The following is a 12684-nucleotide window of genomic DNA, read 5'->3' as shown; positions in this document are numbered from 1 at the left end:
CAACTATATCAAATGTACAAAACTATTGTAAACAGGAAGGGGTTTCTATTCAATGAAAATTACAGCTATTCATCTTTACGCAATTCGTTTACCGCTTCGCAATCCGTTTGTTATTAGTTATGGATCTTATTCTGATATGCCCTCTATTATCGTCAAAATGGAAACAGATGAAGGTATTATCGGTTACGGTGAAGGCGTTGCTGATGATCACGTCACAGGTGAATCATGGGAAAGTACTTTCCATACTTTAAAACATACGCTAACCCCGGCCCTAATCGGACAAAATCCAATGAATATCGAAAAAATACACGACATGATGGACAATACAATTTACGGTGTTCCAACAGCGAAAGCCGCAATTGATATTGCTTGTTTTGATATAATGGGCAAAAAACTAAATCAACCTGTATATCAATTAATTGGCGGGCGCTATCATGAAGAATTCCCTGTCACTCACGTTTTAAGTATTGCCGATCCTGAAGATATGGCTGAAGAAGCTGCTTCTATGATTCAAAAAGGTTACCAATCTTTCAAAATGAAAGTTGGTACGAATGTAAAAGAAGATGTGAAACGTATTGAAGCTGTACGAGAACGTGTAGGAAATGACATTGCGATTCGCGTTGATGTAAACCAAGGCTGGAAAAATAGCGCAAACACATTAACAGCACTGCGTTCATTAGGACATTTAAACATTGACTGGATTGAACAACCTGTTATCGCGGACGATATTGATGCCATGGCTCATATCCGTTCTAAGACAGACCTCCCGCTTATGATTGATGAAGGACTAAAAAGTTCTCGTGAAATGCGCCAAATTATTAAATTAGAAGCTGCTGATAAAGTGAATATAAAACTAATGAAATGCGGTGGCATATATCCAGCTGTAAAGCTCGCTCATCAAGCTGAAATGGCCGGCATTGAATGCCAAGTGGGATCAATGGTCGAATCATCTGTTGCCTCTTCCGCAGGATTCCATGTCGCTTTCTCAAAGAAAATCATTACGAGCGTAGAGCTAACGGGACCATTAAAATTCACGAAAGACATCGGAAACTTACATTACGATGTACCATTCATTCGCTTAAACGAAAAGCCCGGACTCGGCATTGAAATAAATGAAGATACACTACAAGAACTAACCGTCTTTCAAGATGTTGTACGCTAAAGGAGGACTATCATATGACGGTTCTATACGAAGGAACATTAAAACAAAATAACGAATCATTTCACGTTACATTACTATCACTAGAGCACATCGAACAAATTTTATCACTACAAAACATTGTAGTTGAAGCACTAGAAGATAAAAGTCGTTTACAACCACTCTCACAAGAAGAATTTCAATACATTCTAGAAGGAAACGGCATGATGATCGGTGCTTTTATCGAAAACGAACTCATCGCATTTCGCGCTCTACTCGTCCCTCCTATCGACGATGAACATTTAGGGTTTGATATTGGTTTGCCAGAAAGTGAACTACACCGCGTCATCTATCAAGAAATCTCAAACGTTCATCCGAACTGCCGAGGAAATGGTATGCAAAAAATATTAGCAAAGGTCATCATGGCCGAATTGCAAAAAGAAGACAGCAAATATGATTATGTATGCTGCACCGTTGCTCCTTTTAACATTCCGAGTTTGAAGGATAAGTTTGCGCAAGGGATGGAGATTGCTGCACTGAAAGAGAAGTATGGTGGTAGTCTGCGGTATGTTTTTGTGAAGGAATTGCGCGGAGATAAGGAAAACGATTGGACAGATGTTCAAAGTATTCTAATGAATGATGCTGTTGGACAGCAGGCGTTGCTTTCGGATGGATATCGTGGGTATGAGATGGAGAAAGTTGATGAAGATTTTGTTGTGAAGTTTGGACGATAATCTATATACTCGAAAAGAGGAGATGTCTGCTGTGACATCTCCTTTTACTTTCTCTTCATTGAACATATCGATTGCAACTCCAAATATATCGGCGGTTTTCGAAATATATCGGCGCAACTCCAAATATATCAGCGATTTTCGAAATATATCGGCGCAACTTCAAATATATCAGCGATTTTCGAAATATATCGACTTACCGACAAAGATTGACAATAATCGCAACCTATACAAAGCGCAACATTAAACCGTCATCTTCCAACTAGATAAAGCTAACCAGTTCTCCATTTCCTTATAGTCAGGCATTATCTTCCCGACAAGACGCCAAAAAGATCGATCATGATTTAAATGAACCATATGACACATTTCATGAACAACTACATAATCAATTACTCGCTGTGGTGCCATTGCTAACTTCCAATTGAATGTCAGCTGTAAATTCGAATCGCAAGTACCCCAAGTACGACTACTATCTGTAATACGAATAGAACGTGGTTTTGTTTTGAAATTACTTTGATGCGATTTAATACTCTTCTCTACTAAAGTTTTACACTGCTTATAATAAAATCGTTTTAAAGCTTGCTGTATTTTCTCATCCTTAAGCTCTTTCACATAAATATGTAACTTATCCCCTTCAAAAATCGCATTGTCTTGCTCAATGCTTACATCTTGGGAAATCTGTATCGGATACGTATTCCCTAAATACAAAAAGCCTTCTCCTTGATCGTAATCCTTTTCCTGTGGTCCATGCGCTCGCTCCTGCATTTCCTTACGTGTTGTCTTAATCCAATCCCACTTCTCCTCTAGCAACTGGACTAAGTATTCAACAGGTGTCCCTTTCGGAGCTTGCACTTCCACATTTCCATACGAATCCACAAAAAGACGCACGGACTTTTTCTTCTTATAAGTTATATGAAAATTAATTGTCTCACCTAAATATGTATGTACCATTTCATCACCTAGCGTATTATTTTACAAATAAAAAAGAGTAGGATACGAACGTCCTACTCTACCTATTATATCATTTACTGCTTTAACGAACTCATTATCCTCTATACTTTACAGCTAATCCTTTAATGAAATTCCTTGCGTATTTATCGCCGCACTCTTTGTAATTTTTATGGCCTTTTTTTCTTAATAGAGCGCCTAACTCTCCTTTTGTTACCGTAACGCCCACGCTATCTAATATATCAAGTACATCCTCACTCGTTAAAGATAGTGCGATTTTCATTTTCTTTAGAAGAAGGTTATTGGCACTCTCCTTGCTCTGTACAGGTGCAGGCTGCCCTGGTTTCGGATCTTGCTTCCCTCTTTTTAAGGTAATAAATCCATTTAAAAACGCCTCTAACATCATCATATCGCATGTTTTTACGTACTCATCTTCAGCTACCTCATCATTTTCAGCTTCATGCTGAGGCGCTCTCTTTATTTTTGTAAGCATATCAACTACGTCTTCTTTCGTTACTTCTACGCCACCTAGTTTAAAGATTTCTACCATATCTATATCTTTTATATCTAAAGCGTATCTTACTCTTTTTAATATATCGTTGTTGCTCATTGCCATTGGGTTTCCCTCCTGAAATGTTGATTATTTATTCAGCGGTTAAAGTTTATGCTATAACCTGCTTTAAATTATCATGTTTAATCTAACCTTTTAGTTATTGTCCGCTAAATTAATACTTTAACATTTTAAAGATATGTTTTATAGTCTTACCCGAACTTTTCTCTATCATTGTATCTACAGAGCTCTTACATGTTTTTTATATGCCTATAAAAAGATTTCTCTCTTAACATTAACTAAAAGAAAAAAACAGTGCTTTGATTTCTCAAATACACTGTTCTTTTCCAGCTCTGCACTTATTTTCAACTCACTCATGTCATGCACTACATATGAAATGATTTAACTGCTTAAAAGTTAAACCGTCTCACTATCCTGAGCCACACCAACACTATCCTCAAACTTATCCAACAAAGCACGCACTTCATCCGTCGACTTCGTGCTCATCAATTGATTTCTTAATTCAGCAGCTCCTGGGAAGCCCTTCACATAAATTTTGAAGAAGCGATGTAATCCTGTTATGGATCGTGGTAATACTTCTGCATATTGATCTTGAAGATCAAGTTGTAGTCTTAAAAGATCTAGATGTTCTTTGCTGCTATGCTCTCTTGGCTCTTTTTCAAAAGCAAATGGATTTTTGAAGATGCCTCGTCCGATCATTACGCCATCAATGCCGTATTTTTCAGCAAGTTCCAGCCCCATTTTACGATCAAGGATGTCTCCATTGATTGTTATTAACGTATTGGGTGCGATACGGTCACGTAATTTTTTAATTTCCGGAATTAGTTCCCAATGCGCATCTACTTGGCTCATTTCTTCTCTTGTACGTAAGTGAATAGAAAGGTTTGCAATATCTTGTTTGAAAATGTGCGTTAACCAATCTTCCCACTCGCTTAACTCTTTAAAGCCAAGTCTTGTTTTTACGCTGACAGGTAGTCCGCCCGCTTTTGCTGCTTGAATAAGTTCTGCTGCAACGTCTGGACGTAGAATAAGGCCACTACCTTTCCCTCTTGATGCTACATTCGGTACTGGGCAACCCATATTAATATCGATGCCTTTAAATCCTAGTTCTGCCATACCGATACTCATTTGACGGAAGTATTCGAGATTGTCTCCCCAAATATGTGCTACCATCGGTTGTTCGTCTTCTGTAAAAATTAAACGGCCACGTACACTTTTCATACCTTCTGGATGGCAATAGCTATCCGAGTTTGTAAACTCTGTGAAGAATACATCCGGACGACCAGCTTCACTTACTACGTGACGGAAAACAACGTCTGTCACATCTTCCATTGGTGCAAGTACGAAAAATGGTCGTGGTAATTCACGCCAAAAATTATCTATCATTTCAAATTCAAATCCTCTCACTATGAATACAATTTCAAAATCTAAATTTATAATTTGTGAAAATCAGCAATATTTATTTTAACTAAAATCGCTTATGAATGGTATTTTTGTAAACCAAAAAGCAGGTGGTATAGATTTTTTCTATATCAACTGCTTTCCTATTATACTAACTTAAGCCAAGCCACACACTCCACATGAGTCGTATGCGGGAACATATCAACAGGTTGTACTTCCTGTGTTTTATATCCGCCTTCTTCTAGTACTTTTAAATCACGTGCTAATGTTGCTGGGTTACATGATACGTATACGACGCGGTTTGGCTTCATGTCGATGATTGTGTTTAGTAATGCTTCGTCACAGCCTTTACGCGGTGGGTCTACGACCATTGTGTCAGCAATTACGCCTTCTTTGTACCATTTTGGAATGACTACTTCTGCTTCTCCTACGCCAAATTCAGCGTTTGTCATGTTGTTTAGTGCTGCATTTCGGTTTGCGTCTTCAATTGCTTCTGGGACGATTTCAACGCCGTATACTTTTTTCGCTTTTTGCGCTAGGAATAACGAGATTGATCCGATTCCGCAATAGGCATCAATTACTGTTTCGTTACCGTTTAATTTTGCGTATTCTAACGTTTTATCGTATAGCACTTTCGTTTGTTCTGGGTTTACTTGATAGAATGAACGTGCTGAAATCGCAAATTTAATGTCACCGATAAAGTCATAAATATATTCTGATCCGTACAGTACTGTCGTTTTATCTCCGAAGATTACATTCGTACGCTTCGTATTTACGTTTTGAACAATGGATTTTACTTCTGGGAATTTCGCTGCAATTTCTTCAATGATTGCGTTTTTGTTCGGCAATTCTGCTGTACGTGTAATGAAGACAAGCATAATTTCCCCTGTTACTTGTCCATAACGAGCCATTACGTGACGAAGTGTTCCTTTGTTACGCTCTTCGTTGTACGCAGTGATACCGTGCTTTTCACAAATACGTTTTACTTCTTGAATTAATGTATCGTTTTCTTCTGCCTGAATTAAGCATGATTCCATATTAATGATGTCATGCGTTCCTTGGCGATAGAAACCCGCTACAAGTCCGCCTTCACGTTCTCCGATGGGTACTTGTGCTTTATTGCGATATACCCACGGATTTTTCATGCCAAGTACAGGATGAACAGGAACATCACCTAGTCCTCCGATACGTTGCATAACGTCACGTACTTGTTTTTCTTTCGCTTGTAATTGTCCTTCATAAGTTAAGTGCTGAAGCTGACAACCGCCGCACTGATTATATACTGGGCATTCAGCATCTTTACGATATGGACTTTCTGTATGAAGCTTCATTAAACGACCAAATGCGAAGTTTTTCTTCACTTTAATAATTTTAATTTGCGCTTCTTCACCTGGTAATCCGTTTTTAACGAAAATAGGATAGCCCTTTACTTTCGCAACACCGGCACCATCATGTGTTAAATCTTCAAATACTACATCTATAAACTCGTTTTTCTCAACTGGTGGCGTCATTTTAATACTCATTTTCCGACCTCTCTTTTTCATAACACTGCGTTACATTTTATCATACTTATATGGTCTTTTTCTATTGGAAGAAAAAAAGCTATTGACGATACTTCTCTGTTAATGTTACGCTACTACTAATTTAATACGGACGATGTTACCTCATATATACTTGATAATATGGATCGAGAGTTTCTACCCGGCAACCTTAAATTGCTGGACTATGGGGAAAACTAATGAATATTAGCCTATGCGCAAAAAAGGACTCATATTGATTAGCTTTCTCTCATAGATGAAAGTGAATCCATATGGGTCTTTTTTTATTTTTATTTTTCTAAAAGGTCAGACATCTTACGTATGACATAAACCCTCATTCCTTTATTTTTAGTAATATAACGAGCGTTTTATGTACAAACTTTATACGAACTTCTGAAAGGGGCAACTACATGCAATATGTAATGAGCATTATCGGTATTATTGCCGTGTTAGGTTTATGTTTTGCTTTGTCAAACAACAAAAGTAAAATCAACTTCCGTGCAATTGCAATTATGATTGGTTTCCAAATTTTAATCGGTTGGTTTATGTTTGCTACAAAGATTGGTCAACAAATCATTATTTTCATTAGTAAAGTTTTCAACAAACTAATTAAACTTGGTACGACAGGTGTCGATTTTCTCTTTAATGGAATTCAAAGAGATTTTGTCTTTTTCTTAAACGTATTATTAATTATCGTATTTTTCTCAGCACTACTTTCAATCTTTAGTTATTTAGGTGTTTTACCATTCATCGTTCGCGTTGTCGGCGGTGCAATTTCAAAAATCACTGGTTTACCACGCGTTGAGTCATTCCACGCAGTAAACTCTGTATTCTTCGGTTCAAGTGAAGCGTTAATCGTTATTAAAAACGATTTACAGCATTTCAATAAAAACCGTATGTTTATCATTTGTTGTTCTGCGATGAGCTCCGTTTCTGCTTCTGTTACAGCATCATACGTAATGATGTTAGATGCAAAATACGTACTAGCAGCTCTTCCGCTAAATTTATTCTCAAGCTTAATCGTTTGTTCGTTATTAACACCAGTTGATACGAAGAAAGAAGATGAAGTGATTCAAAAATTTGATAGAACGCTATTCGGGGACAGCTTTATCGGTGCAATGATTAACGGTGCGCTTGATGGTTTAAAAGTAGCTGGTATCGTTGCCGCATTAATGATCGCCTTTATCGGTGTGATGGAAGTTGTAAACTACGTAATTAGTGCAGCTTCAGGCGCAATGGGACATGCCATTACTTTACAACAAATCTTCGGTTACGTACTTTCTCCATTCGCATTCTTAATGGGTATTCCAACTCAAGATATTATCCCAGCTGGTGGTATTATGGGTACGAAGATTGTTTTAAATGAGTTTGTAGCAATCCTTGATTTAAAAGACACAGCTACAACATTAGCTCCACGTACAGTTGGAATCGTTACAGTATTCTTAATTAGCTTCGCAAGTATTAGCCAAATTGGTGCAATCGTTGGTACAATCCGTGCCCTTTCTGAAAAACAAGGAAGCGTTGTTTCTAAATTTGGTTGGAAAATGCTATTTGCATCAACACTTGCTTCTATTTTATCTGCGACAATCGCTGGATTGTTTATTTAATAAAAAATCACCTTTGCTTAGACAGCAAGGTGATTTTTTTATTGTCATCATTTAAGAAACTGAAGAAAACTCTAATGCCTCTTCCTTATTAATAATTTCCCCCTTATATTTACCTTTCACCGAAATATCAATAATTGATTTATTTTCTGCTTCCATTTTCCCTAAAGAAAATATATATATTAAATCATCTTTTTTTAACATCCATTGTTTTCCGTGCCAAGGTCCAGTTAACTTCTGTTCTGGTGACGCCAGTATTTCTCCAAAATATTCATATTCGCCTAGAGATGTTTTTACTATATTCTTCTTCGTATCAATAACTACATATTTAAGGAGCTTTATGCTTTCACTTGAAAAAATCTCTACTTCATGATCATTTTTTTTCTTAAATTTCAGCTTTCCATCTTTTGTATTAACCAATTTACTTTGATCAATTGCATTTAGTACAAACTCATACTCTTCTTTTGTAACACCGAAATTAGGGTGATATGGAAAACTTTTTTTCTCTGCATGTTCTTCTACATATTTTAAATACCATTCCATATTACTTGCTAGATGTTCTCTCATTCTTTGACCAATACTCCCTACCTTTTTAAGAGTATCTGGTTCCATCTCAAGTGTCATAATATCCGCCGTCACTTCCGCATTCATAAAATGCGATGGAATATACTCTTCCACACTATTTGCTTTACTCACTTCACTTTGACAACCAACTATAAATAGCGATATGAAAAAGATATATATTATTTTTTTATATTTCATTTCTATTCTCCACTCCATACATTATTCTTACTTAGTTTTATAGCGGTTTTTATTATAGTATAAAATCTTTATATTTTAATAAAATACATATCCTTATGCAAAATTGCATATTAATAAGTCTTCTTCTTACTTTAAAATTAGCTTAAATTACTTTCCAAATTATACAAATAACAAGTATTAAATGTTATAATTTGTAAAAAACATTGGAGGACCTTATGAAAATTCACGCCCTTTTCGATTTCTTACATTTACTAGTCTTAACCCTGAAAAGCTATTATGTATGGGGAATGCCTATCTATGTCTTCATTATTCCTCTTATCTTTGTAGTCGGTTATATTATTATTAATTCTAATAAGAAACAAAAAAACACATCTATTCAAAGTCACTAATCTATTACATTAATAACCTCCTAAAAATCATATTCCCCTCATTTTCTTCAAATGATATGATGAACAAGGGTATATCCCCACCACTCTTATAGCGGTGGGGATTTTAATGTAAATATGCAACATACTACACAATAGAAGGTGATTTTTATGAGAAAATACGCAGCAATTGCTTTATGTACGTCTGCCATTCTAGCAGGCTGTAATACTAACAATGTAAGTCCAGAACCTAAAAAAGAGAAAACGGCTCAAGGGATTAAGAAACAAGCAGAGACTGTGCAAGAACAAGGTAAAATCTCATATAATGCAATTACACATGAATCTACAAACACAAGTATTCATATTACAGACATAAAAGATTCTTTAAATGAAGTACAATATAAAATTTGGCGCACAGCTGATGGAAAGGAACGTGCTAAATCTTTTTCTTCTAAAGAAAAGGAGAAACAATTTGCAATTTCTTTTGATATAAAAGAATTTGAAGGAAAACGCGGTGAGTTTCAAATTGAAGCAACAGGAATGAAAGAAGATGGGAAAACAATCCCGCTTACGAAATCTACTATTACTTTCGAACAAAAGGTTCCTGTTCTTATGTATCACGCAATCGATGATTATCATGGTCAAGGTATTAAAGACTTATTCGTATCACCAGCTAACTTTGAAGCACAAATAAAATATTTAAAGGATAATGGTTATACGCTTTTAACGTTTGAACGCTGGGGCGATATAAATAAAGTAAATAAGCCGATTTTTGTTACATTTGATGACGGTATGAAAAATAATATGAATGCATTTCGCATTTTACAAAAGCTAAAAGATGATACTTTTAAACCGGCAGCAACAGAATATATGATTGTTGATAACGTTGATGTAGAAGGAGCATTGTCTACTTCTGAAATAAAAGAAATGGTTGATTCCGGCATTTTCTCGGTGCAATCTCATACTGCAACACATGCAGATTTACCGAAAATTACAAACTATGAGGAAGAGTTAAAAGGTTCAAAAGAAAAGCTAGAAAAAATAACAGGTAAGCCTGTTATCGCGATTGCTTATCCATTCGGTCATGTAGATGATAAGGTTGTTGCAGAAACGAAGAAGTATTATCAATTTGCGACGACGACAAAGCCTGGGCAATTCATTACGAAGGGTGAACCTGATGAATTGTTAAAGATGAAGCGCGTTCGTATACACCATACAACGACTGTAGAGCAGTTTGCTTCTTCAATTAAGTAAATATAAGGGCTCAATACATTTTGAGCTCTCTTTTTACTTTATATTTATATATATTTTTAGAATTTTCTTGTATTATATATAGTAAGAAATCTTTCAAATTAAAGGAGATTATACATATGTCATTTGAACAAACGTTAGAGAAATATGCTGCTCTTGCAGTTAATGTTGGTGTTAATATTCAACCTGGACAAACTTTATCAATTAGTGCACCTCTTGAAGCTGTACAATTTGTACGCCTCGTTACAGAAAAAGCATATAATTCTGGTGCAAAACACGTATATGTAGATTGGAATGATGAGACGTTAACACGCTTAAAATTCGATCTAGCTCCTGAAGAAGCTTTCGCTGAATTTCCATCTTGGAAAGCACATGCTCGTGAAGAATTAGCAAAAGAAGGCGCTGCATTTATGTCTATCTATGCAGAAAACCCTGATTTATTAAAAGGTGTAGAACCATCGCGTATCGCAACAGCTCATAAAGTAGCTGGAGAAGCAATGAAAGTATACCGTGATTACGTACAAGCAGATAAAGTAAGTTGGTGTGTCATTTCTGTTCCTACGAAAGAATGGGCTGCGAAAGTATTCCCTGACGTAGCGCCAGAAGAACAAGAAGCAAAGTTATGGGATGCTATTTTCAAAGCTACTCGTGCTGATTTAGAAAATCCTGTAGAAGCATGGAAAGAACATGATGAAACATTACATACAAAAGTGGATTACTTAAACGAAAAGCATTATAAACCTCTTCACTATACAGGTCCTGGAACAGATTTAACAATCGAACTTCCAGAAAAACATGTATGGGCTGGTGCTGGTAGCTTAAATGAAAAGAACGTACCATTTATGGCTAATATTCCAACTGAAGAAGTATTTACAATGCCACTTAAAACAGGTGTAAACGGCCAAGTTTCTAGTACAAAACCGTTAGTATTTGCAGGTAATATTATCGATAATTTCACGTTAACATTTGAAAACGGACGTATCGTAGACTATAAAGCTGAAGCTGGTGAAGAAGCTTTAAAACATTTAGTAGAAACAGATGAAGGTTCTCACTTCTTAGGGGAAGTAGCTTTAGTACCTCATGACTCACCAATTTCAAACACAAATGTTTTATTCTACAATACACTATTTGACGAAAATGCATCTTGCCACCTTGCGATTGGAAATGCTTACGCATTTAACTTAGTTGGCGGAAAAACAATGTCTAAAGAAGAACTTGCTGAAAACGGCGCAAACGCTAGTATCACACACAACGACTTCATGATTGGATCAGCTGAGCTTGATATTGACGGTATTACTGCTGATGGCAGACATGAGCCTATCTTCCGTAAAGGTAACTGGGCGTTTTAAATTTATTACCATAAAGAAACACATTGGATAATCCAATGTGTTTCTTTATTTATTTGGTTTCAATTCAAATTTTATTATTCTATTTTCACGTGTAAACTCTGGTCTATACGTAGCGATATACGTATTTTCTTTCGCTACGTCAAATAGCATGATATCTTGAATTTTTTCTTCTGGTGCTAACTTTTTACTAATAAAGCTATCAGGGTTATTATATTCTTTAAATCTTGTACCTTTCTTATCGGTAATCTCAAATTCATAAAATGCAAAAGGTATTTCCTTTTTACTATTATTTTCCACTTTGAAAATAATCCCCAAAATCTCCTCTTTCTTTTTATCCTCATCATAATCCGGATATCCTAATTTAACTGAATCGATAGTTACTTGCAAACCATCTACTTCTACTGTCTCCCCTATTTTATACACTTTATCTTGAACATCTTCTTGTTTACTTTCATTACTATCTTTAGTCTCAGTGCAAGCACTTAAACTAAAAGCTATGCCAAAAATCAAAAAAATTTGACTCACCTTTTTTAACATACTCTTTCCCCCACATAAGACAATATTTCATATGTATCATAACAAAATGCTTTACGCTTTCTTGTCATATTTTGTCGTATTAATTGCTAACTGCACAAATAGAAAAAAGCTATCTTCTACAAAAGATAGCTTTCATGATGCCGATGAAACCTTAAGCCCAATGACACCCAAAACAATAAAAAGAATACAAAATGCTTGGAATAAACTAATATGCTCTTTAAAAAAGTAAACACTAATGATTGTAATAAGTAATGTTCCAACGCCAGACCAAATAGCATAAGCAATGCTTAAATGAATCTTTTTAACGACGATAGCAAATACGCTAAAACAAATACCATAGAATACGAAAATCAGTACACTCGGAACGAGCTTTGTTAAACCATTTGATAGTTTCATCGCAATTGTTCCAGCTACTTCAAAAATAATTGTAACAAGTAATAATAGCCAATATACCATACTAAAATCTCCTTCTCTGTTACCTTATAGAGA

General features: G+C 35.7%; 12 protein-coding genes and 1 riboswitch. Of the genes, 5 read left to right on the top strand and 7 right to left on the bottom strand.

The window, feature by feature from the left end:
* Positions 1-52: 52 nt before the first annotated feature.
* Together MR169_RS03980 and MR169_RS03975 are read left to right on the top strand one after the other, a co-directional pair.
* Entirely contained in the window at positions 53-1162 is a 1110-nt protein-coding gene (locus MR169_RS03980) for a mandelate racemase/muconate lactonizing enzyme family protein (RefSeq protein WP_016117088.1), read from the top strand.
* A 14-nt stretch (positions 1163-1176) separates the two neighbouring features.
* Positions 1177-1872 (top strand): GNAT family N-acetyltransferase, encoded by a 696-nt coding sequence (locus MR169_RS03975; RefSeq protein WP_242318930.1) that lies wholly within the window; start codon positions 1177-1179, stop codon positions 1870-1872.
* Positions 1873-2112: 240 nt separating this feature from the next.
* Here MR169_RS03975 and MR169_RS03970 read toward each other — a convergent pair whose 3' ends face one another.
* The 4 genes from MR169_RS03970 to rlmD form a co-directional block, all read right to left on the bottom strand.
* A complete protein-coding gene (locus MR169_RS03970; RefSeq protein ID WP_144575837.1) occupies positions 2113-2820 on the bottom strand; it encodes a M48 family metallopeptidase in 708 nt (235 codons plus the stop codon).
* A gap of 94 nt (positions 2821-2914) precedes the next feature.
* Positions 2915-3433: a YehS family protein gene (locus tag MR169_RS03965; RefSeq protein WP_001251717.1), complete on the bottom strand. Its 519-nt coding sequence runs from the start codon at positions 3431-3433 to the stop codon at positions 2915-2917.
* Between the two features lie 351 nt (positions 3434-3784).
* Entirely contained in the window at positions 3785-4774 is a 990-nt protein-coding gene (locus tag MR169_RS03960; RefSeq protein ID WP_242318928.1) for a tRNA dihydrouridine synthase, read from the bottom strand.
* Between the two features lie 161 nt (positions 4775-4935).
* A complete protein-coding gene (rlmD, locus tag MR169_RS03955; RefSeq protein WP_044795617.1) occupies positions 4936-6312 on the bottom strand; it encodes a 23S rRNA (uracil(1939)-C(5))-methyltransferase RlmD in 1377 nt (458 codons plus the stop codon).
* Between the two features lie 121 nt (positions 6313-6433).
* Positions 6434-6535, top strand: a riboswitch (purine riboswitch).
* 202 nt (positions 6536-6737) lie between these two features.
* Here rlmD and MR169_RS03950 point away from each other — a divergent pair.
* On the top strand, positions 6738-7934 hold the full coding sequence (locus tag MR169_RS03950; RefSeq protein ID WP_044795616.1) for a NupC/NupG family nucleoside CNT transporter: 1197 nt from the start codon (positions 6738-6740) through the stop codon (positions 7932-7934).
* A 51-nt stretch (positions 7935-7985) separates the two neighbouring features.
* Here the strand turns inward: MR169_RS03950 and MR169_RS03945 are convergent, their stop codons facing one another.
* On the bottom strand, positions 7986-8693 hold the full coding sequence (locus tag MR169_RS03945; RefSeq protein ID WP_242318927.1) for a hypothetical protein: 708 nt from the start codon (positions 8691-8693) through the stop codon (positions 7986-7988).
* Between the two features lie 536 nt (positions 8694-9229).
* Here MR169_RS03945 and MR169_RS03940 point away from each other — a divergent pair.
* Positions 9230-10312: a polysaccharide deacetylase family protein gene (locus tag MR169_RS03940; RefSeq protein WP_016117080.1), complete on the top strand. Its 1083-nt coding sequence runs from the start codon at positions 9230-9232 to the stop codon at positions 10310-10312.
* A gap of 116 nt (positions 10313-10428) precedes the next feature.
* On the top strand, positions 10429-11658 hold the full coding sequence (locus MR169_RS03935; protein ID WP_242318926.1) for an aminopeptidase: 1230 nt from the start codon (positions 10429-10431) through the stop codon (positions 11656-11658).
* 45 nt (positions 11659-11703) lie between these two features.
* On the opposite strand, the gene MR169_RS03930 is transcribed toward MR169_RS03935, so the two are convergent.
* Complete coding sequence (locus MR169_RS03930; protein WP_000915099.1) at positions 11704-12195, bottom strand: DUF4352 domain-containing protein; 492 nt, start codon at positions 12193-12195, stop codon at positions 11704-11706.
* Between the two features lie 132 nt (positions 12196-12327).
* Positions 12328-12651 (bottom strand): DMT family transporter, encoded by a 324-nt coding sequence (locus MR169_RS03925; protein WP_000263262.1) that lies wholly within the window; start codon positions 12649-12651, stop codon positions 12328-12330.
* Positions 12652-12684: the final 33 nt, after the last annotated feature.

This window comes from Bacillus cereus group sp. BfR-BA-01349 (assembly GCF_022663795.1).
Classification (GTDB): Bacteria; Bacillota; Bacilli; order Bacillales; family Bacillaceae_G; genus Bacillus_A; species Bacillus_A cereus.
Note: the sequence above shows the minus strand (reverse complement) of the source record. Positions and strands in the feature narration are given on the sequence as shown.

Coding starts and splice junctions, on each gene's coding strand:
- MR169_RS03965 (WP_001251717.1), bottom strand. CDS start 3,433: ATGGCAATGAGCAACAACGATATATTAAAAAGAGTAAGATACGCTTTA.
- MR169_RS03925 (WP_000263262.1), bottom strand. CDS start 12,651: ATGGTATATTGGCTATTATTACTTGTTACAATTATTTTTGAAGTAGCT.
- MR169_RS03970 (WP_144575837.1), bottom strand. CDS start 2,820: ATGGTACATACATATTTAGGTGAGACAATTAATTTTCATATAACTTAT.
- rlmD (WP_044795617.1), bottom strand. CDS start 6,312: ATGAGTATTAAAATGACGCCACCAGTTGAGAAAAACGAGTTTATAGAT.
- MR169_RS03975 (WP_242318930.1), top strand. CDS start 1,177: ATGACGGTTCTATACGAAGGAACATTAAAACAAAATAACGAATCATTT.
- MR169_RS03940 (WP_016117080.1), top strand. CDS start 9,230: ATGAGAAAATACGCAGCAATTGCTTTATGTACGTCTGCCATTCTAGCA.
- MR169_RS03950 (WP_044795616.1), top strand. CDS start 6,738: ATGCAATATGTAATGAGCATTATCGGTATTATTGCCGTGTTAGGTTTA.
- MR169_RS03935 (WP_242318926.1), top strand. CDS start 10,429: ATGTCATTTGAACAAACGTTAGAGAAATATGCTGCTCTTGCAGTTAAT.
- MR169_RS03930 (WP_000915099.1), bottom strand. CDS start 12,195: ATGTTAAAAAAGGTGAGTCAAATTTTTTTGATTTTTGGCATAGCTTTT.
- MR169_RS03960 (WP_242318928.1), bottom strand. CDS start 4,774: ATGATAGATAATTTTTGGCGTGAATTACCACGACCATTTTTCGTACTT.
- MR169_RS03980 (WP_016117088.1), top strand. CDS start 53: ATGAAAATTACAGCTATTCATCTTTACGCAATTCGTTTACCGCTTCGC.
- MR169_RS03945 (WP_242318927.1), bottom strand. CDS start 8,693: ATGAAATATAAAAAAATAATATATATCTTTTTCATATCGCTATTTATA.